General features: G+C 34.4%; 19 protein-coding genes and 1 pseudogene. 16 read left to right on the top strand and 4 right to left on the bottom strand.

The annotated features are described in order from the left end of the window. The first annotated feature begins 22 nt into the window (after positions 1-22). Positions 23-1,039 (top strand): M28 family peptidase, encoded by a 1,017-nt coding sequence (locus tag IHE43_RS09680; RefSeq protein ID WP_192187741.1) that lies wholly within the window; start codon positions 23-25, stop codon positions 1,037-1,039. A 174-nt stretch (positions 1,040-1,213) separates the two neighbouring features. Here the strand turns inward: IHE43_RS09680 and rho are convergent, their stop codons facing one another. Continuing rightward, positions 1,214-3,049, bottom strand: coding sequence for a transcription termination factor Rho (gene rho / locus IHE43_RS09675; RefSeq protein ID WP_192187740.1), 1,836 nt, complete (start codon positions 3,047-3,049; stop codon positions 1,214-1,216). A gap of 183 nt (positions 3,050-3,232) precedes the next feature. Here rho and IHE43_RS09670 point away from each other — a divergent pair, with 183 nt between their 5' ends. The 3 genes from IHE43_RS09670 to IHE43_RS09660 all read left to right on the top strand — a co-directional run bounded on the left by IHE43_RS09670 (position 3,233) and on the right by IHE43_RS09660 (position 5,412). Beyond that, positions 3,233-3,649, top strand: a complete 417-nt coding sequence (locus IHE43_RS09670) for a DUF4293 domain-containing protein (RefSeq protein WP_026984590.1) — start codon at positions 3,233-3,235, stop codon at positions 3,647-3,649. 148 nt (positions 3,650-3,797) lie between these two features. Further along, complete coding sequence (locus tag IHE43_RS09665) at positions 3,798-4,460, top strand: response regulator transcription factor (RefSeq protein ID WP_192188193.1); 663 nt, start codon at positions 3,798-3,800, stop codon at positions 4,458-4,460. A gap of 40 nt (positions 4,461-4,500) precedes the next feature. Further along, positions 4,501-5,412 (top strand): sensor histidine kinase, encoded by a 912-nt coding sequence (locus IHE43_RS09660; RefSeq protein ID WP_192187739.1) that lies wholly within the window; start codon positions 4,501-4,503, stop codon positions 5,410-5,412. A gap of 5 nt (positions 5,413-5,417) precedes the next feature. On the opposite strand, the gene IHE43_RS09655 is transcribed toward IHE43_RS09660, so the two are convergent. Further along, entirely contained in the window at positions 5,418-5,912 is a 495-nt protein-coding gene (locus IHE43_RS09655; RefSeq protein ID WP_192187738.1) for a metallophosphoesterase, read from the bottom strand. 188 nt (positions 5,913-6,100) lie between these two features. Next, complete coding sequence (locus tag IHE43_RS09650; protein WP_192187737.1) at positions 6,101-8,017, bottom strand: SPFH domain-containing protein; 1,917 nt, start codon at positions 8,015-8,017, stop codon at positions 6,101-6,103. A gap of 416 nt (positions 8,018-8,433) precedes the next feature. Here IHE43_RS09650 and truA point away from each other — a divergent pair, with 416 nt between their 5' ends. The 6 genes and pseudogenes from truA to IHE43_RS09620 all read left to right on the top strand — a co-directional run bounded on the left by truA (position 8,434) and on the right by IHE43_RS09620 (position 15,588). After that, positions 8,434-9,168, top strand: coding sequence for a tRNA pseudouridine(38-40) synthase TruA (truA, locus tag IHE43_RS09645; RefSeq protein ID WP_192187736.1), 735 nt, complete (start codon positions 8,434-8,436; stop codon positions 9,166-9,168). 89 nt (positions 9,169-9,257) lie between these two features. Further along, complete coding sequence (locus tag IHE43_RS09640) at positions 9,258-11,012, top strand: ABC transporter ATP-binding protein (RefSeq protein WP_192187735.1); 1,755 nt, start codon at positions 9,258-9,260, stop codon at positions 11,010-11,012. A 143-nt stretch (positions 11,013-11,155) separates the two neighbouring features. Then, on the top strand, positions 11,156-11,740 hold the full coding sequence (locus tag IHE43_RS09635) for an NUMOD4 domain-containing protein (RefSeq protein ID WP_192187734.1): 585 nt from the start codon (positions 11,156-11,158) through the stop codon (positions 11,738-11,740). A gap of 344 nt (positions 11,741-12,084) precedes the next feature. After that, the gene (gene lpdA / locus IHE43_RS09630; RefSeq protein WP_192187733.1) at positions 12,085-13,473 is read left to right on the top strand and encodes a dihydrolipoyl dehydrogenase; all 1,389 of its coding nucleotides are present in this window, start codon (positions 12,085-12,087) and stop codon (positions 13,471-13,473) included. Between the two features lie 319 nt (positions 13,474-13,792). Next, a pseudogene (locus tag IHE43_RS09625) lies at positions 13,793-14,059 on the top strand (DUF1214 domain-containing protein); the annotation flags it as partial. Between the two features lie 38 nt (positions 14,060-14,097). Beyond that, positions 14,098-15,588, top strand: coding sequence for a DUF1254 domain-containing protein (locus tag IHE43_RS09620; RefSeq protein WP_192187731.1), 1,491 nt, complete (start codon positions 14,098-14,100; stop codon positions 15,586-15,588). Between the two features lie 80 nt (positions 15,589-15,668). Here the strand turns inward: IHE43_RS09620 and IHE43_RS09615 are convergent, their stop codons facing one another. Next, positions 15,669-15,884 carry a helix-turn-helix domain-containing protein gene (locus IHE43_RS09615; RefSeq protein WP_192187730.1) on the bottom strand — a complete coding sequence of 72 codons (216 nt, stop codon included), beginning with the start codon at positions 15,882-15,884 and terminating at the stop codon, positions 15,669-15,671. A gap of 88 nt (positions 15,885-15,972) precedes the next feature. Here IHE43_RS09615 and IHE43_RS09610 point away from each other — a divergent pair, with 88 nt between their 5' ends. From IHE43_RS09610 to IHE43_RS09585, 6 genes are all read left to right on the top strand, one after another. After that, positions 15,973-16,167: a SymE family type I addiction module toxin gene (locus IHE43_RS09610; RefSeq protein WP_225585449.1), complete on the top strand. Its 195-nt coding sequence runs from the start codon at positions 15,973-15,975 to the stop codon at positions 16,165-16,167. Positions 16,168-16,204: 37 nt separating this feature from the next. Then, positions 16,205-17,104 carry an arginase family protein gene (locus IHE43_RS09605; RefSeq protein ID WP_192187729.1) on the top strand — a complete coding sequence of 300 codons (900 nt, stop codon included), beginning with the start codon at positions 16,205-16,207 and terminating at the stop codon, positions 17,102-17,104. Between the two features lie 113 nt (positions 17,105-17,217). After that, positions 17,218-17,877, top strand: a complete 660-nt coding sequence (locus tag IHE43_RS09600) for a carbonic anhydrase (RefSeq protein WP_192187728.1) — start codon at positions 17,218-17,220, stop codon at positions 17,875-17,877. Positions 17,878-18,190: 313 nt separating this feature from the next. Then, the gene (locus IHE43_RS09595; RefSeq protein ID WP_192187727.1) at positions 18,191-18,580 is read left to right on the top strand and encodes a DUF1801 domain-containing protein; all 390 of its coding nucleotides are present in this window, start codon (positions 18,191-18,193) and stop codon (positions 18,578-18,580) included. A 64-nt stretch (positions 18,581-18,644) separates the two neighbouring features. Next, a complete protein-coding gene (locus tag IHE43_RS09590; RefSeq protein ID WP_192187726.1) occupies positions 18,645-19,274 on the top strand; it encodes a hypothetical protein in 630 nt (209 codons plus the stop codon). Positions 19,275-19,405: 131 nt separating this feature from the next. Further along, complete coding sequence (locus IHE43_RS09585; protein WP_192187725.1) at positions 19,406-19,837, top strand: hypothetical protein; 432 nt, start codon at positions 19,406-19,408, stop codon at positions 19,835-19,837. Positions 19,838-19,842 lie beyond the last annotated feature (5 nt).

Raw genomic sequence — 19,842 nt, 5'->3', positions numbered from 1 at the left:
TATCAATTTACACTAACCAAAAATGAAAAAAATTGTAATTCTATTACTAATTGCTTCAGCATTTTCATGTAAAAATGCACAATCAGTTGCTTCGAAAGACAACTCAGATCCAACCAAATACGTGAACAGCATTACAGCAAAAGACTTAAAAAAAATGCTTTACATTGTTGCGTCTGATGAAATGGAAGGCCGCGAAACTGGCTCGAAAGGACAGAAAAAAGCAGGTCTTTACATGATTGAACAATACAAAAAAAATAAAATTTCGTTCCCAAAAGGAGCAACAGATTATTACCAACACATTTCGGCAGCATTTTTAAATGCAAAGCGTAATGAAAATTTACCCGATTCAGAAAATATCTGGGCGTACATTGAAGGTTCTGAAAAACCAGATGAAGTTTTGGTAATTTCAGCGCATTATGATCACGTTGGAATTAAAAATGGAGAAATCTATAACGGAGCTGATGATGATGGTTCCGGAACTGTTGCAGTTATGGAAATTGCTAAAGCATTTGCTAAAGCTAAAAAAGACGGACACGGACCAAAACGTTCTATCTTATTTTTACATGTAACCGGTGAAGAACATGGTTTGCATGGATCTCGTTATTATTCTGAAAACCCATTGTTTCCAATTGCAAATACTATTAGTGACATCAACATCGATATGATCGGACGTCGTGATGTAGAACATGCGAAAACCAACAACTATGTTTATGTAATTGGCGCTGACAGACTTTCGTCAGACCTACATAATGCTGTCGTAGCTCAAAACAACAAATACACCAAATTAGATTTAGATTTTAAATTTAATGATCCAAAAGATCCTAATCATTTCTACGAGCGTTCTGACCACTACAACTTTGCAAAATTTGGTATTCCTGCCGTTTTCTTCTTTAATGGAGTTCACGAAGATTACCACGGAAAAGGCGACGAACCAGAAAAAATCGAATACGATGCCTTAACAAAAAGAGCACAATTAGCGTTTGTTGTAGCCTGGGATTTAGCCAATAGAGAGAATAGACCGGTAGTGGATAAAAAATAAAAAATAGATACAAAGCAACAAAGGTTCAAAGGAACAAAGGTTTTGAATCTTGTAATCAAAAAAAAAGGATGAGTTAATAAAACTAACTCATCCTTTTTTATATATCATTCAGAATTTTCAAATTAAACCTTTGAACCTTTGAACCTTTGAACCTCTGAACCTTTGTTCCTAAAACTAGTCATTCATAGAAATCAAAAACTCCTCATTATTTCTGGTTTTCTTGAAACGGTCGTTTACAAAATCCATAGATTCTACCGGGTTCATATCGGATAGATATTTACGCATAATCCACATTCTTTGTAATGTTTTCTCGTCTAATAATAAATCATCACGACGTGTACTTGAAGACGTAAGATCGATTGCAGGGAAAATACGTTTGTTCGCAATTTTACGATCCAATTGAAGCTCCATGTTACCAGTTCCTTTAAATTCTTCAAAGATAACCTCATCCATTTTAGAACCAGTTTCAGTCAATGCTGTTGCGATAATACTTAAAGATCCTCCGTTTTCAACATTTCTTGCTGCTCCAAAAAAGCGTTTTGGTTTTTGTAATGCATTAGCATCAACACCACCACTTAATACTTTTCCAGAAGCTGGCTGTACTGTATTGTAAGCTCTTGCCAAACGTGTAATTGAGTCTAATAAAATTACAACATCGTGTCCGCATTCTACTAAACGTTTTGCTTTTTCTAAAACAATATTGGCAATTTTCACGTGTTCTTGTGGCTCTCTGTCAAAAGTAGAAGCAATAACTTCTCCACGAACACTTCTTTGCATATCTGTAACCTCTTCAGGACGTTCATCAATCAAAAGAACGATTAAATAGACTTCAGGATGGTTGGCTGCAATCGCGTTTGCAATGTCTTTTAGCAACATTGTTTTACCAGTTTTCGGTTGTGCGACTATCATACCACGTTGTCCTTTTCCTATTGGAGAAAATAAATCGATAATACGGGTTGAAACTGAACTGCCTTTCTCGGCTAATTTAAATTTTTCAGAAGGAAAAACAGGAGTCAGGTGCTCAAAAGAAACTCTGTCGCGAACTACCTGCGGATCGTGACCATTAATTTTTAGTACACGAACTAAAGGGAAAAATTTCTCACCTTCTTTCGGAGGACGAACCACTCCTTTTACAGTATCTCCGGTTTTAAGACCGAATAATCTGATTTGTGAAGTTGATAAATAAATATCATCCGGAGAAGCCAAATAATTATAATCTGATGAACGCAGGAAACCGTATCCGTCAGGCATCATTTCAAGAACACCTTCACTTTCAATAATTCCGTCAAACTCAAAGTCTGAATCTCTGAAATTATTCTTTTTATTTTTATGGTTTGGATTTTGGTTTCCGTTATTCCCATTTCCGTTTCCATTTTGGTTTGGATTCTGATTTGGGTTTTGGTTCGGATTTTGATTTTTAATCTGATTTGGATTAATCTTTTTTACCGGAGCTGTTCCTTCAACTTTTTCAGCTACCGGAGCCGTAGCTACAGTTTCAGTTTCAGTTTCAGTCTCAGTCTCAGTTGTTTCTTCAGACGGAACCTCTTTTTCTTTTTGTAAAGCTACCTTTTTCTCGTAAGCTGATTTATTAAACTTTACGATTTTCGGACCCTTTTTTTCTACCGGTTCAGATTCTGCAACTTCCTGAACTTGTTGAGTCGGTTGAATTTTCGTGTTGGGTTTTGAAATTTTAGGTGTTGCAGCTTTTTCAGGTGTTTCGGCTATTTTATCAGCTGGCTCCTCTACTTTATCAAATTCTAAAACGGGAGCATTTTTACTAATTGCTGCTTTTTTAACCGGAAGAATCCTTGCCCTTTTAGGTTTATCATCTGTTATTTCTGCCTGAGGCGCAACATTGACAGGCGGCTTTTCAGTCGCTTCCTGATGTGCTAAAATCTGACTGATTAAAGTCTCTTTTTTAACGCCATTAAACTTTATAGTTTTAGCTAACTTAGCTATTTCTTGAAGCTCAGAAAGCTTCATTTCTTTTAATGCAGAAATATCAAACATGAATATTCTATGAATTTAATTATTTTAAAGGAAATACTGTAAAAAGAATAGGTAGATAATTGTTTTCAATTGACCGCAGTATGAAGTGCTTACGGTATTATGATGCAATAATACGAATAAAATTTAATCATACAATAGTATTTATAAAAAAGAAAATATATTTTTGTAAAACAATTTTAGACCATGATACAAAGAATTCAAACCGTTTATTTACTTCTTACCTTTGTTGTAACAGGGGTTTTAATGTTTTTTATTCCGCTTTGGACATTAAATACAGGAAAAGCATTCTATTTTATGCAAGACCAGTTTTACACTATTTTATTAGGCCTAAGTACAATGCTTACTATTGTTAGTATTATTTCATTCAAAAAAAGACAAAATCAGTTTGTGATGAACAGACTGAACATAATATTAAATTTAATTTTATTAGGATTATTTGTATATCGCTCTCTAAATTTATCTGGAGAGACAGCTAACGCTGTTTCAGAGAAAGGTATTGGGATGTTTCTACCGATTGTTGCTATCGTGTTATTAGTGTTAGCTAATAAGGCCATCAAGAAGGATGAAGATCTCGTAAAATCTGTAGATCGTTTGAGATAAACCTATAAACTTAATTTTTTTGTGCGAAGAGAACCCGAATTTATATTCGGGTTTTTTTGTGTCTTAAAATGATACAAAAGAACCTTATCATAGCATTTTTACAAGATCATCTCTTTATAATTTTGCCGTTTCATTTCCGAAAACAATGATAACAAACAAAATAAGAATTCATCTTGCCGATGACCATCAGGTACTTATTGATGGGCTTACCAATTTATTACAAACAGTTCCCAACTTTGAAGTCGTAGGAAGTTCTCTTAATGGCACTACTGTACTTCAAAATGTCATTGAAAACAAGGCTGATATATTAGTTTTAGATATAAGCATGCCTCAAAAAGACGGAATCGAAGTTTTACAGGAGTTTAATAAAAATGAAAGTCCTTGTAAAATCATTATTTTATCCAGTTATGATGAATTAAAAATCATCAAGGAAGTAATGAAATTTGGCGCCAAAGGTTATCTAACCAAAAAATGTGCAGGCAAAAACATTATAGAAGCCATCAAAACTGTTTATCAGGGACAAGAGTATTTTTCTGATGCTGTAAGAGAGAAAATTTTCAACACTTTTACACACAATAATCCGAAATTAAATAAAAATATTTACATCGAAAACCCTATTTTGAGTCCACGGGAAATTGAGATTGTTACTTTAATTTCATTAGAATATACAGGAAAAGAAATAAGCGAAAAACTTTTTATCAGCACCAATACAGTCGAAACACATCGAAAAAACATCATGAGAAAATTACAGACTAAAAACACTATTGGTCTGGTCAAATATGCGTTAAAAAACCATTTGATTAATCCATGAATGTGTCATAAAATAAAATTAATTTTAATAAGTACTGACTATGTATTTCATTAGATTTTTAGTTCTTTTTATTTTCTTCATTTCTTCTAATGAAAATGCTGTTTTTAAAACTTCAAGAGAAGAAAGCACTATATCTATAAAAAAAACAAAAGAACGCACTCCCACTCAACTTCATCAATACGAACAATTAAGAAATAAAAAAGTAGTCAGTCTATCAATTATTCTGGTAATAATCCTTTTTTTTTTATTTTATTTCTTTTATCAGAATACTAAATTAAAACAGAAAATCAAGCGAAAAGACATCAAACAAAAAATACTTTTGGATGTTATAAATTTCGGAATCGACACTCAGGAATTGGAACGTAAAAAAATCGCTTCGTTTTTACATGACAACATTAATTCGCTATTGTCAACTGCGGGATTGCATTTAAATGCTTTCACTAATCAAAATAATATAGCGTCAGATGAAATTCAGAAAACAAAAGTTATTCTGACTGATGTTCATGACCTTTTGCGTGATATGTCACATGACTTGGTTCCGAGTCTTTTGGTTCGTTTTGGTTTGATTTATGCCTTAGAAGATTTATGCGAAAGAAATTCAAATTCGATTATCACTTTTGAATTTACAACTACAATTCCAACAGAAAAAAGATACATCGAAAAATTTGAGATGAAGCTTTATTTTATTGCATCAGAGCTTTGTAATAATATCATAAAACATAGCGGAGCAAAAAAGGCACACATAAAATTAAAAGAAAAAAACAATCATTTTATTTTAACGATTCAGGATGATGGAAAAGGATTCAAAACAAAAAAAATAAAAGATGAAGGTTTCGGACTTAACCGAATAAGAGCCCGAATTAAAAAATTCAAAGGAAGTTTTAATGTTATTTCTAATCCTAATGAAGGAACTACAATCAAAATAAAAATTCCTTTACCACATCAGCACTAAAAAACTTATTTTTTTCCTATTTCGATAATCTCTAAATCTTTTATTTTATCATCATCGATAACAAATCGCAACATCGTACGCATTTGGTGGAAACCACTTTTTCCGCACGCACCAGGATTCATGTGCAACAAATTATGCTTTTTATCGAACATGACTTTTAAAATATGTGAATGCCCGCAAATAAATAATTTGGGAGGATTTGAAGTCATTTCTTCTCTTATCGCCGGATTGTATTTTCCGGGATAACCTCCAATATGCGTAATCCAAACCGAAACATTTTCACATAAAAAACGATTGTGCAATGGGAATTCCAATCTTGCTTCTGCCCCATCAATATTACCATAAACACAACGCAAAGGTTTTAGTTTTTTTATAGTATCGGTAACATGCAAATCTCCAATATCTCCGGCATGCCAAACTTCATCGGCCAAAGCCACATATTTTAAAATAGTATCGTCAATATGACTGTGAGTATCGGAAAGCAGGAGGATTTTTTTCATTCTTTTTTTAAAGGGACAAAGGTTCAGAGGTGTAAAGGTACAAAGGTTTTTTTTAAAGACCCTAAGGTTCTGAGATGCTAATAAAAAATCCGATTGCTTTCGCAAATCGGATTCTTAAACTAGATGCCAGAGATATTAGATAAACTACGTTTCACATTTTACATCTAACATTTTACACCTATATACAATTACTGTTTCTTAGGGTTTTTACCATCTTTAGAATCTTTCGTATCCATCATTTCCATTAGTTTTAATCCTAACAGACCGCTAATTGAACCATCAGATCCGGCATTTCCAGAAATTAATACATCCGGAATTACTTTGATATTTCCTTTACCAATTTCTTCGGTAACTTTATATCTTGTAAAGTTGTCTCCACCCATTGCACTAACCTGCAATTGATACGATTCGGCTGTTGATTTACCAATTGCCATGATTTTCTCTGCTTCAGCCAAACCTGTTTTAGATATTCTTTCAGCTTCAGCGCTTGCGTTCAATTTAGTTGCTTCTGCCTGTGCTCCTGCTCTCGCTTTTGTAGCTTCGGCTTCTGCATTGGCACGCATTTTTGTTGCTTCAGCTTCAGCGTTTACATTCAGTTTTAAACTGGTTGCATCTCCTTCTGCTTTTTTAACTGTTGCATCTGCAGTCCTTTGTGCAATTTCAACACTTTGCGAGGCACGAACGATTTCTTTTTGCATATCGGCAATCGCAGTTTCTTTCTCCATTCCCTGACGCTGTTCTTGCGCCATTTTTTGGGTTTGATAGGTTTTTTGTTCTTCTTCCGCCAGTTTTCTGTCTGTCAAAGTCTTCATCAATGAATCTGGCGGCACTATATCTCCAATTAAGGTATCTACAGCATTCACATTATATTCATCAAGAACAACTTTAATATGATTTTTAGCAGATTCCTGACGCTCTTTTCTGGTACTTAAAAACGAAATTACATCACTTTCCTGAGCTGAGTTTCTAAAATAGTTACCAATAGTGGGCTCCAAAACCTGAGAAACCAAATTGGTCATACTTCCAAAACGGGCAATAACTTTTGGTGCTTCGTTTGCCGGAACATGAATAATCTGTGATACATCCAGATTAAAAGGGAAACCATCTTGAGAACGGACCGTAATAGTTGATAAATTATGATCTAAATTGTGAGATTCGCTTCGTGCATCAGCCCAATTCAGAACCAGATTAGTTGTAGGTACAGATTCCAGTTTAGTTGTATATTTATTCAAAGCATATTTTCCAGGACCCAGCGGTTCCATCCAAACACCGCGTTGTCCTTTTGATACAATGTTTCCGTGTTTGAAATGCTCACCGGTTACATCTAATCCGTCTTCACCAATATATGAAATAACGACACCAACATATCCGATAGGTACATCTGTCATTGGATTTTGCTCAATTTGAATTGCCCAAGTATTAATATAGTAAGAACCTGCCAATATTACCTGTGGTTGTAAACCTCTGTTTCCGCCAAGATTCAGGAATTCGTCGCAATCCTGAAAATTGTTGTGCCCTTCAACATATTTACCCGCAATCTGGCCAATCGGTATAGGTTCACCATCAAGAGCGGTCACAATACCAATCATGTTTTCGAAAATCTTGATTTGTTCTACAATTACGATTTCAAAAAGAAACGTATTGATACGATATGAACCCGTAGTAATAAAAGCAGTTTGACGTCCTTTTTGCCCGCCATTATCCAAGAAAGCCTGAGCATCCTGAAAGTTATCGCTTGTTACTTTTCGGGCTAGAATTCGTCCTGTTGGAATTTCTTTTCCGTCCTTACTTAAAACAAGTCCAATTTTACCTTCCGGCACAATAGTAAAACTTGTCATATCTATAGAATATTGCCAAATCCACATAGCCCAGTACAAACCCGGGGCAAGTGTTTGTGCCTGATAACCTGCCTCCCCTTTTGTCGCAATAATACGACCGTCAGGAAGCGATTTGTCTGCTCCAAACAAAACGAATTTTTTGGTTACTAAACCAATTTTATCCTCGGGAACCATTACCATTCCGAAGAAAACGCGTAAAATAAATTTGTAAAAAATAATGGAGAATAAGATTAAAATTATCCACCAATAAGAAGTAATTTCATTCATAGTTTTTGATATTTAGACTGCAAACATAGGAGAAATACTTCCTGTTAAAATGAAATATTTTCAAAATTAACGTTTAATATTTTTTAGCAAAAAAAGTTAAAATTTAATTGATTTTCTATCGTTGGAATTGTCAATTTCTGACACGATTTTTTGAGGAGTAAACTATGATTGGTATTTTGGGTTTTAACAGTTTTTTACGAAGGTTCTGAGGTTCTGAGATGCTAAGGTTCGATGTTTTCTTTTTGATAAATTTCCAAAACATTCGGTTTGTTATTTTTTCATATCGAATGTTAGACGCACTGCATTGCCTCTCTACAATAAAAACGGAAAATCTTAGAGCCTTAGCATCTCAGAACCTTAGCAACTTTTAAAAAAACCTTTGTACCTTTGCCTCTCTGAACCTTTGAACCTTTACTTTGAGATATTTTATTCAATTTGCTTATAACGGAACACATTATCATGGCTGGCAATTTCAGCCTAATGCCTCTTCTGTTCAGGAAACTTTAAACAAAGCGCTTTCGGTGTTACTAAATGCTCCTATAAATGTTATGGGGGCCGGACGAACTGATACCGGAGTTCATGCGGAGGAGATGTACGGGCATTTTGATTATGAAACTCCAATCGATGTTCCGAATTTAGTGCACAAACTAAACTCCTATCTCCCAAAAGACATTGCCATTTTTGATTTGATTTTAGTTCATGATGATGCGCATTGCCGATTTGATGCTACAAAACGAACTTATGAATACCATATCAATACTGTTAAAAATCCGTTTTTGGAGGAATTGAGTTGGTACTTTAACCAAAAATTAGATGTAGCTTTGATGAATGAAGCCGCGAAAATTTTGCTGAATCATACCGATTTTCAGTGTTTCTCAAAAGTAAACACAGATGTCAACACCTTTGATTGCACGATTTTTGAGGCTTATTGGAAACAAGAAAATAATAAATTGGTTTTTACGATTTCAGCGAATCGTTTTTTACGGAATATGGTTCGTTCTATTGTTGGGACTTTGGTAAATATTGGTTTACATAAAATTTCCTTGGAAGATTTTGAAAACATTATTGCCAGCAAAAGCAGAGAAAAAGCAGGTTTTTCGGTTCCTGCACATGGTTTATATTTAACCGAAATTGATTACGATTATTTATAGCTTTAGGCTGTAGGCTTTAAGCTTTAGGCATTAAGCCTTATTTGTAAGCCTATAGCTCAAAGCCTAAAGCTTAAAGCAAAAAAAAATAAATGAAAGCAAAAGCATTCGATACCGGATTATTCAAACGGATTTTAACATACACAAAGCCTTATAAATGGCGCTACTACGGCGTTATTATTTTTGCAGTCTCACTCTCGATTTTTGCAGCACTTCGCCCTTATTTGTTAAAACAAACGGTCGACGGCTATATCAAGACACATGATAAACATGGGTTATTGATGTATATTATTTTGATGGGAGTGGTACTTTTGATGGAAGTTTTCTCTCAGTTCTATTTTGTGTATTGGGCCAACTGGCTCGGACAGGATATTGTAAAAGACATTCGTACCAAACTTTTCAAACATATTTTGAGTTTCAGAATGAAGTATTTTGATTTGGTTCCGGTAGGACAATTGGTAACCAGATCCGTATCAGATATTGAGTCTATTGCACGTATTTTCAGTCAGGGATTGTTTATGATTATTAGTGATATGATGAAAATGCTGGTCGTACTGATTTTCATGTTTTATATGAACTGGAAGCTGACCTGGATTGTAATTGTCGCCATGCCAATTTTGGTTTATATTACCCGAATTTTTCAGCGTAAAATGCAGGTTGCTTTTGAGGAAGTTCGTACACAAATTGCTAATATGAATTCATTTGTACAAGAACGCGTGACGGGAATGAAAATCGTACAGCTCTTTAACAGAGAAAAAATCGAAGCTGAGAACTTTAAAGAAATCAATAATAAGCATAGAGTTGCCTGGATCAAAACGATTTTATACAACTCTATATTTTTCCCAATTGCCGATATTATTTCTTCTATAACTTTAGGATTAGTGGTTGTTTATGGCGGATTTAAAATTTTGAATGGAGACCATTTTACCACTTTCGGAGATTTATTCTCCTATACGATGTTCATAGGAATGTTGTTTAATCCATTGCGTCAGATTGCGGATAAATTCAACGAGATGCAGTTAGGAATGATTGCGGCGAATCGTGTTTTTGATATTATTGACACGCAAGATCATATTCAGGATACCGGAACGCTTGAGGCGCCTATTTTTGATGGAAGTATTGAATTTAAGGACGTGCGTTTTAGTTATATTCCGGAAGAAGAAGTGATTAAAGGAATTGATTTATCTGTGGATGCAGGACAAACGATTGCGATTGTTGGTTCGACCGGAGCAGGAAAATCCACCATTATCAATTTACTGAATCGTTTTTACGAAATTAATAGCGGCACTATTTTTATTGACGGACATAATATTGAAAATTATACTTTGGCTTCATTGCGAAAACAAATTGCGGTGGTTTTACAAGACGTATTTTTATTTGCTGATACGATTTACAACAATATTACTTTACAAAATCCAGAAATTACCCGCGAACAAGTTTTGAATGCTGCTAAAAAAATTGGCGTACATGATTTCATTATGAGTCTGCCTGATAATTACGATTTTGATGTAAAAGAACGTGGAGTGATGCTGTCCTCAGGACAACGCCAATTAATTGCTTTTTTACGCTCTTATGTAAGCAATCCGAGTATTTTGATTTTGGATGAAGCTACTTCATCAATTGATACCTATTCAGAAGAATTGATTCAGCGTGCGACCGAAACAATTACCAAAGGAAGAACTTCAATTATCATTGCGCACCGATTGGCAACAATTGTAAATGCTGATAAAATTGTGGTTATGGACAAAGGATTAATTGTAGAACAGGGTACACATCAGGAATTGTTAAATAAGGCAGAAGGCTATTACAAAAATTTATACGATTCACAATTTTCGGTTGCGAACTAGATTTTGAAATGCTAAAAAAGTTCTTAAAAAAGTTAAATTAGCGTTATAGTAATCATAAATGTAATAATCTTAGGAAATTATGTAACATTTAAAACTTTTGCTTTTTTTATCTTTGAGATAATAGAAATCAAATGTAAAAGAAAATGCCACAAAACAGATTTTATCCAAACGAACAATTCAAAGAAATAGAAATAAATGCTTCCTTACAATTACGTTATGCCATTTCAAACAGAGGCCGTTTAATAAGCTTTACTGACGAAATTGAAAACGGCCGCATCCTAAAAGGCGGTTTAAGTGATGGTTATCCTACCTTTAGATTTAAAGTCAAAAAAGACGACAAAATAGTCAACAAATACCTGTTTTTATATAAATTAGTTGCCCAATACTTTATCCCGAAAACATCTGAAGATCAAACTTATGTATTGCATCTGGATTATAACAGAAGTAATGATGATGTAAATAATTTACGCTGGGCAACAAAAGCCGAAATGATGGCGCACAGCCGCAAAAGTCCGCGTGTGATTCAGGCAAAGAAAAATCTTATTGAACACAACTTAAAAGCAGACGGAAGAAAATTAACCACAACTAAAGTGATGTTAATAAAGAAAATTTTAGCCCGACCAGAGCAAAAAACACGTCTAAAAATGATCGCCAAACAATTCGGAGTAAGCGAAATGCAAATCAGACGAATTGCAAGTGGAGAAAATTGGGGGCACGTTAAAGTTTAATTATAAATGGTTAATTGTAAATGGTTAATTGATCATTGCAATCACTTGAACGAAGTCGAAGATCTTTCATACGAAAGGACTTCGACTTCGTTTATTTTGATAAACAATTTAATTTGAGACTTCGCTTCTAAATCTGATTTACAATTCATAATTCACAATTAACAATTAACAATTACTTAAGTTTCTGTGAAAAGGTCAAAATCAGTATGGGTAAAAATAAATTTTAAAGTGTTTTTTAAAATAAATCCTTAAATTCGCAATCACAAATAACAAAAGAAAAATCGAAGAGTGAGTTTCGGAATTATAAACCTCATTTTCGGTTATAAATACTAAAAACCAAAAAAATGAAATACGACGTTATTGTTTTAGGAAGTGGTCCTGGCGGATATGTAACAGCGATTAGAGCTTCACAATTAGGCTTTAAGGTAGCTGTAGTTGAAAAAGAAAACCTTGGTGGTGTATGTTTAAACTGGGGATGTATCCCAACAAAAGCATTACTAAAATCAGCTCAGGTTTTTGATTACTTAAAACACGCTTCTGATTACGGATTGAAAGTTTCTGAATTCGATAAAGATTTCCCTGCAGTTGTACAACGTAGCCGTGGTGTTGCTGAAGGAATGAGCAAAGGAGTTCAGTTCTTGATGAAAAAAAACAAAATTGACGTTATTGAAGGTTTTGGAAAACTAAAACCAGGTAAAAAACTTGACGTTACTGATAAAGACAATAAAGTAACTGAATACAGTGCTGACCATATTATCATTGCTACAGGAGCCCGCTCTCGTGAGTTACCAAACTTACCACAAGACGGTGTAAAAGTTATTGGATACCGTCAGGCAATGACATTGCCAACTCAACCAAAATCTATGATTATTGTAGGTTCTGGAGCTATTGGAGTTGAGTTTGCTCACTTTTACAACTCAATGGGAACTGATGTGACTATTGTAGAATTTATGCCAAACGTAGTTCCTGTAGAAGACGAAGATATCTCAAAACAATTTGAGCGTTCTTTGAAAAAAGCCGGAATTAAAATTATGACGAACTCTTCTGTTGAGCGTATTGATACAACTGGTGCAGGAGTTAAAGCATTTGTTAAAACTGCAAAAGGTGAAGAAGTTCTTGAAGCTGATATTCTGCTTTCGGCTGTTGGAATCAAAACAAACATTGAAAACATTGGTTTAGAAGAAGTTGGAATCGCTGTTGACAAAGATAAAATCTTAGTAAATGCTTACAACGCAACTAACATTCCGGGATACTACGCAATTGGAGACGTTACTCCTGGACAGGCTTTAGCTCACGTAGCTTCTGCTGAAGGTATTAACTGTGTGGAGAAAATTAAAGGTTTACACGTAGATCCAATCGATTACGGAAACGTTCCTGGTTGTACTTACGCTACTCCGGAAATTGCTTCTGTTGGTTTAACTGAAAAACAAGCTAAAGAAAAAGGATACGAATTAAAAATTGGTAAATTCCCTTTCTCAGCTTCAGGAAAAGCAAAAGCTGCCGGAACTCCGGACGGATTCGTAAAAGTAATCTTCGATGCAAAATACGGAGAATGGTTAGGATGCCACATGATTGGTGCCGGTGTTACAGATATGATTGCTGAGGCAGTTGTAGCTCGTAAACTTGAAACTACAGGTCATGAAATCTTAAAATCTATTCACCCTCACCCAACAATGAGCGAGGCTGTTATGGAAGCTGTTGCTGATGCTTATGGCGAAGTAATTCACTTGTAATACAAAACCGTTTTACGGTTACATATAATTTTCAATTTAAAAATCCGATTTGTGAAAGCAAGTCGGATTTTTTTATGCCTTAATTTTAAAAACCAATAACAATTAATAATCAAATTACAAGCGAATTTTAAAGCAAACATAATAAGCCAAAGCTAATATGAAGCCTCTTTTATAGTTTGTTTGGTTTCAATTTATAAAATGAAACGTATTTGCTATCATTCAAATCAATTTCTGTCTGTCTATTGATTAAATTTATTTTGGAAACACTTGTCTTAAAATTAAGATATGAATATTAAATAGATAAAAAAAACAATATTGGTCAATGACAGTTTATGATCGTGATACACATACTTTCATACGAAATAAAAAATGGGCAGGACGCTCTTCACAAACACCAGGATTAAAAACAAACAGCGATGGTTCTGTTGACCTTTATTTTGGTCCAACTCCACCTGAAAGCGGCGAATCAAATTGGGTGCCAACAGATCCAAAAGGCAAGTTTGAAATATTGGCTCGTTTCTATGGCCCTAAACCAAACTTATATGATCAAACCTTGAAATTGAATGATGTTGAAAAAGTGAAGTAATTTAAGTGTTTACAATAACAAATTATTTATTCTTAAAAATGAAAAAGAGACTTATATCAATGATTGTCATTTTTGCTCTCGCATCTTGCAATCAAAACAAAAATACAGAAACTACCTTATCAACTTCTACAAAGCTTGACAGCACAACCTCAAATAAGTCAGTATTGCCACCCGGGCCAGATACCTCCGTAAAGATTACTGAAGCGTATGCAAGACAGGTAGCACAAGATGCCTATTTCTGGGCATGGCCTATGGAAAACATTTACAATCGCCGCCTCGCTTTTAAACAGGCGCCAAAAGTTGGATTAATGAATGGTGTTTTGCCTTTTGCTCCGCTTAATACTTTAGCCATGCTGCACGATTATATACAACCCGAGCAACGTTGGGTTGCGTGCCCAAATCAGGATGTAGTGTATGGTGCCGCCATTGCTGCACTTGATGAAACTCCTGTGGTAGTGCAAGTGCCAGATTTTGGAGACCGATTTTGGGTTTACCAGGTAGTTGACCTGAGAACTGATGCTTTTGCCCAACTAGGTAAAATGTATGGAACCAAACCCGGTTTCTACCTACTTGTTGGTCCTAACTGGAAAGGCGATGTACCGAAAGGAATTACAAAAATGTTTCGCAGCAAAACGGGAACAGCATTCATTGTACCACGAGTATTTCAGGATGATACTCCTGAAGACAAAAAAGCAATTCAAGGCATAATTAATGCTATTGATGTATATGCATTGGATAAATTTGATGGCAAGATGAAAAAGCAGGATTGGAGCAAACTTCCTTCTCTGGGGTCGCCTACAAAAGATGGTGACTCAGGCGAAACCAAATGGGTATTTCCTGATAAATTTTTCGATGAACTTCCCATGGTGCTAAAAGATGCACCGCCTTTGCCGGGCGAAGAATCGCGTTATGCTCAAATACTTGCTGTAATTGAAGCTGCAAAAAAAGATCCCGCACTAAAAAAAGCAATGATAGAAGAAGCCTTTAAAGCTGACAAGGAATTAATAGATCCATTATTGCAGTTTCGCAACTGGGGAATACCGCTAGCCGATAATTGGTCTACCGCCAATAACTGCGCTGCCTTTGGAACAGATTATTTTACACGAACAGCAATTGCAAAATCAAACATACTCGTAAACGCTGGTGCAGAAACAAAATACTTTTATCAGGATCTTGATTCGCAAGGTGCAAGATTGAGCGGTACAAAACAATATACCGTAACTTTTGCAAAAGATAAAATGCCCCCGGTAGATGGTTTTTGGTCCCTCACTTTGTATGATGAACACCACTTTTTCTCTCCCAATCCTTTAAAACGTTATTCGTTGGGTACAAAAAATAAGGATCTAAAATATAATACCGACGGCTCATTAACATTGTATGTACAAAATTCGGAACCTAAAGGCACTAAAAAAGCCAACTGGTTACCTGCTCCTAAAGGTATTTTCTGCTTATATTTCAGATGCTATGGACCACAGGAAAAAACTATAAAAAATGAATGGACGCCACCAGCAGTTATAAAAGTAAATTAAAAATATACTTAAATAGTATTAATCCGATTTGTGAAAGCAAGTCGGATTTTTTATTAAATCATATTTCCGGAAAGCCACTATTAGAAATCAACCAATTTAGATAGTGAAATCTCTAAAGCATTTGCAACTTCTAGCAAACTATATATTGTTGGATTAACTTTTCCGTTTTCAAGTTTTTCTATAGATTGGCGGTCTTTAAGACAAGCTCTCGCCAAATCTGACTGACTCCAACCCTTTTCTTCTCGTAATTTAATAATTCGTTGACCTATTTTCTTTTTTAATATATCTCTCGTCATAAATCAAATGTCATATAATTTGCTGACAATTTTGTCATATTAAAAATTGACAAATCTGTTTTTTGTTTTATATTTGTCATACAAATATATGACAATTGAAAATTCAAGAAAACTAAAAATTCATACCAAATACCAAACCAGAACACATACATGCACAACAATTCCTGTAATAAAACTACAAGGTAAATGGCTTAATAAACTTGGTTTTAAGGAAGGTCAAATGGTAAATATCAAACAAAAGAAAAACAAGCTGACAATTACTATTAACAAAGAAAAAAACTGAAACATATTTTAATAACTTTATAGTCAAATAAAATTTCATGAAAGAACTGTGCATTGTCGAATTTCCGTCGAACCTAGGCTTAAAAGAACCTCAACCCGGAAAACAACCTGGCGTAAAAAAATTACCAGACTGGTTATGGAAACACAATTTGCATAAATTCATTTCACATAAAGACATCATCAGAATTGATCCACCAAAATATTCAAATATCAAGGATCCCGAAACACAAATTCTCAATGCGAATTCCCTGGTTGAATATGCGAGAGAACAAGCTTATTTAATCAATAACTTACTAACTCAAAATAAATTTCCTTTTATAATTGGGGGAGATTGCAGTATTCTTTTAGGATCAGCCATTGCGTTAAAACAAAAAGGAAATTATGGTTTATTCTATCTTGATGGACATACTGATTTCATGGACATTTCCTTGTCTGATACTGGTGGGGTTGGCGGAATGGCAGCTTCTGTTGTTACCGGAAACGGACATAAAAAATTAACCGATATTCTAAATTTATCTCCATATATAAAAGAAGAAAACCTTTGGTGCGTAGGCAATCGCGAATATGATGAGGAATACGAAAATGAGATTCGGAATTCTACAGCCACTTATTTAAGTCTTGAAATGTTGCGCAAACAAGGCATTAAAAATTGTATTAATTCTTTTCTATCAGAAATTGCAGCAAAGAATCTGGACGGTTTTTGGCTTCATATCGATGCAGACGTCTTAAACGATTCAATTATGCCGTGTGTAGACAGCCGAACCCCTGATGGTTTAACTTACACTGAATTTAACGAACTTACCTCTTACCTATTTCAAAGTGAGAAATTAAGTGGACTCGAAATAACCATTTTAGATCCCGATTTAGACCCAACCGGACAATACACAAAAGAATTCGTCTCCAATATTTCAGCCACTTTCAACTCATTTAAAAAATAGATTTAATTGATACAATAAAAACGTCCTGTGGCTAATTAGTATGTAAAAGCAAAATAATTTTGCACGGTTCTATGCTAGAACACTGAATAAAACATAATTTAAAAAATCATAAAATGAAAACAAAGATTGCAATACTTGCTCTTATCATTTTTTCTGTAATTGGCTGCAAAAAACACAAGCCAACAGAAGAGAAAGACTTAACTTCTTTAGAACAATTAACCACAGGTAACGAAAGATTCCTAAACGGAAAATCAGTTCATCCGCATCAAAACAAAAAAACAGTTCTGGCTAATCAGGATGGGCAAAAACCATTTGCTGTTGTGATTACATGCTCAGACAGTCGTGTTTCACCTGAAATTGTATTTGATCAGGGAATTGGAGACTTGTTCGTAATTAGAAATGCCGGAAATCTAATTTCTGATATCGATATGGGAAGTATCGAATATGCTGTTGAGCATTTAGACTCCAAATTAATTGTTGTTTTAGGTCACACTGAATGTGGCGCAATAAAAGCGTACATCAACGATAAAGATGGTTCTTATAAAAAGCACTTCAATCATATTGATAATATCGTTGAAACGATTTCACAGGAAAAAGAAGAAATTGATGCCGATAAAACAACTCCAAAAGCAACTAACTATTTGGGAGCAATTAATGCCAATATCGTGCATTCTGTAAAGTTAATTCAGGACAATCCAATCGTAAAAGAACATCAGGTAAAAATTGTTGCTATGCGATATGATGTACACACCGGAAAAGTAGTTCAGTTGTAATTTGAATTCAGGTATAATATCAAAATCCGATTTGTGAAAGCAAGTCGGATTTTTTATTAGGGCGTGTCACCATCCCGATAAAAGGGCAAATTACTTTATATGTATACGCCCTTTTATCAGGCTGGTGTCGGGCTATCCGTGCTACTTCGGTAGCAAGCTCCTATCCCTCACGCAACACTCATTTTCATAAGAAGTTCTTTTTATCCCTAATTTTTGTAATAAAAAAAAGATTAATTTAGCTCAAAGCATTAATTTCAGAATTAAACCAAAAGCAACAAATTCAACAAATTAAGAAACTAAAAAGCTTATTAAGATGAATGCAACCGTACAAGATTATAACAATTCTCAAAGTGATTCAGATAAAGAAATCTGCAATCAGCTTGCCATAATAATAAATGAAAATCTTCCGGATGCCGAAAATAAAATCTGGCACGCACATCCGGTTTGGTTTCTGGATGGAAATCCAATTGTTGGTTACAGTAAACTAAAAAACAATGTTCGTTTACTCTTTTGGAGCGGACAATCATTTGAGGAAGAAAAATTGGCAAATGAAGGTTCTTTTAAAGCAGCTGAATTCCGTTATACTTCAGTTGAACAAATCATTAAAGAAGATTTAGAACGTTGGATCACAAAAGCAAGAGCAATACAATGGGATTATAAAAACATTGTCAAACGCAAAGGAGTTTTAGAGCGATTGAAATAATGAAATAACCTCTACTTTAATAATAGCCAGGAATTTACCTCAACCAAAAACTAAATCGCAAAAAATGATTTTAACAGAATTACCAATCGATCTTAAAAAACTAATTGAAAATGAAAAAGTTGAATTTTCTATAAAAGCAAAACGAAATTTACCTCTTGGTAAATCAGTCGAGCGTCTTATTTTCAGCATTGCTTATTGTGCTTTTGTCAGCATTTTTGTTGTTGCTTTCTTCGGTCCTTTACTTAAAAATGAAGAAGTACATTTTACATCCAACGATGTGCCGGTTACGGCAAGCTGGGATGATTTGGGCGAGTTGATAGTACCGGGTATGATTATAGGCCTGTTTGTAATCGTTGGAGTCGGACTTATCATTTCCTCTGTTTATTCCTTTTTTCAAAAAGGAGGTTATTTTATTGGAACAGAAACCCGAATGATTCAGTATCGAAATGGAAAATCAACTATCACAGATTGGGAACAGTTTTCCGGTAATGTGAAAATAAACGCTAAAAATAATTTTGGTGATTTAGAATACGAATTAAGAACAGGAAAACTACAAAGTCGAAAAAACGAATCAGATAAATTTGTACCGGATATTCTTTACATTTCGGCAATTGAAAATGTTTATGAGATTGAAAAAATATGTAAGATCAGAATCAAGGAAAACGACCCGACTCCGGCTGTTTTATCAGTTTAGAAACACTATCAAAGTGATTTACAAAACAAGTAATTCAAATAAATTATATAATTTTAAGAAATCACCCGCTTCATACGCAACCATTTAACAAAATTTACATCTATTAGTTAAACCGATATAAATTTTAACCCATGAAAAAATATTTCTTATTGTTTCTTGTTCTAATTTTTATTTCCTGTAATAGTAGCGAAGACACCATTAAAAATGCCAATACCAATACTACAACGGAGAAAAATCTGGAAGGACGATGGTTATGCGTTTCTACGACTGGGGGTTTTGGCGGTCCTACTCAGGCTACTTTAAATGAAAAAAAAGAAATTGAATTTTCGGGTTCTATTCTTAGAATTTATATTAATGGAAAATTGTCGCGCGAACAGCAATTTTTGATAAAAACTAAACCATCCATTTTTGGCGGTGAAAAAGAAATGCTTGTTATAGACAAAGGACTTTCCATTACTCAAGAATACTTTATTGATCGCTTAATTGAAATTAATGGTGAAAATTTGATTTTAACTGACGAATGTTTTGACTGTTCTACATCAAAATACGTAAGGGTAAAATAAATTAT

This window comes from Flavobacterium sp. MDT1-60 (assembly GCF_014844035.1).
GTDB lineage: Bacteria > Bacteroidota > Bacteroidia > Flavobacteriales > Flavobacteriaceae > Flavobacterium.
The sequence above is the reverse complement of the archived record's forward strand: the minus strand, read 5'-3'. Positions and strand labels throughout refer to the sequence as shown.

What these genes read in the sequence shown, in the direction of transcription:
- IHE43_RS09650 (WP_192187737.1), bottom strand. Translation starts at nt 8,017, where the DNA reads ATGAATGAAATTACTTCTTATTGGTGGATAATTTTAATCTTATTCTCC.
- IHE43_RS09655 (WP_192187738.1), bottom strand. Translation starts at nt 5,912, where the DNA reads ATGAAAAAAATCCTCCTGCTTTCCGATACTCACAGTCATATTGACGAT.
- IHE43_RS09595 (WP_192187727.1), top strand. Translation starts at nt 18,191, where the DNA reads ATGAATGCAACCGTACAAGATTATAACAATTCTCAAAGTGATTCAGAT.
- IHE43_RS09600 (WP_192187728.1), top strand. Translation starts at nt 17,218, where the DNA reads ATGAAAACAAAGATTGCAATACTTGCTCTTATCATTTTTTCTGTAATT.
- IHE43_RS09620 (WP_192187731.1), top strand. Translation starts at nt 14,098, where the DNA reads ATGAAAAAGAGACTTATATCAATGATTGTCATTTTTGCTCTCGCATCT.
- rho (WP_192187740.1), bottom strand. Translation starts at nt 3,049, where the DNA reads ATGTTTGATATTTCTGCATTAAAAGAAATGAAGCTTTCTGAGCTTCAA.
- IHE43_RS09660 (WP_192187739.1), top strand. Translation starts at nt 4,501, where the DNA reads ATGTATTTCATTAGATTTTTAGTTCTTTTTATTTTCTTCATTTCTTCT.
- lpdA (WP_192187733.1), top strand. Translation starts at nt 12,085, where the DNA reads ATGAAATACGACGTTATTGTTTTAGGAAGTGGTCCTGGCGGATATGTA.
- IHE43_RS09590 (WP_192187726.1), top strand. Translation starts at nt 18,645, where the DNA reads ATGATTTTAACAGAATTACCAATCGATCTTAAAAAACTAATTGAAAAT.
- IHE43_RS09640 (WP_192187735.1), top strand. Translation starts at nt 9,258, where the DNA reads ATGAAAGCAAAAGCATTCGATACCGGATTATTCAAACGGATTTTAACA.
- IHE43_RS09635 (WP_192187734.1), top strand. Translation starts at nt 11,156, where the DNA reads ATGCCACAAAACAGATTTTATCCAAACGAACAATTCAAAGAAATAGAA.
- IHE43_RS09680 (WP_192187741.1), top strand. Translation starts at nt 23, where the DNA reads ATGAAAAAAATTGTAATTCTATTACTAATTGCTTCAGCATTTTCATGT.
- IHE43_RS09585 (WP_192187725.1), top strand. Translation starts at nt 19,406, where the DNA reads ATGAAAAAATATTTCTTATTGTTTCTTGTTCTAATTTTTATTTCCTGT.
- IHE43_RS09670 (WP_026984590.1), top strand. Translation starts at nt 3,233, where the DNA reads ATGATACAAAGAATTCAAACCGTTTATTTACTTCTTACCTTTGTTGTA.
- IHE43_RS09605 (WP_192187729.1), top strand. Translation starts at nt 16,205, where the DNA reads ATGAAAGAACTGTGCATTGTCGAATTTCCGTCGAACCTAGGCTTAAAA.
- IHE43_RS09610 (WP_225585449.1), top strand. Translation starts at nt 15,973, where the DNA reads ATGACAATTGAAAATTCAAGAAAACTAAAAATTCATACCAAATACCAA.
- IHE43_RS09615 (WP_192187730.1), bottom strand. Translation starts at nt 15,884, where the DNA reads ATGACGAGAGATATATTAAAAAAGAAAATAGGTCAACGAATTATTAAA.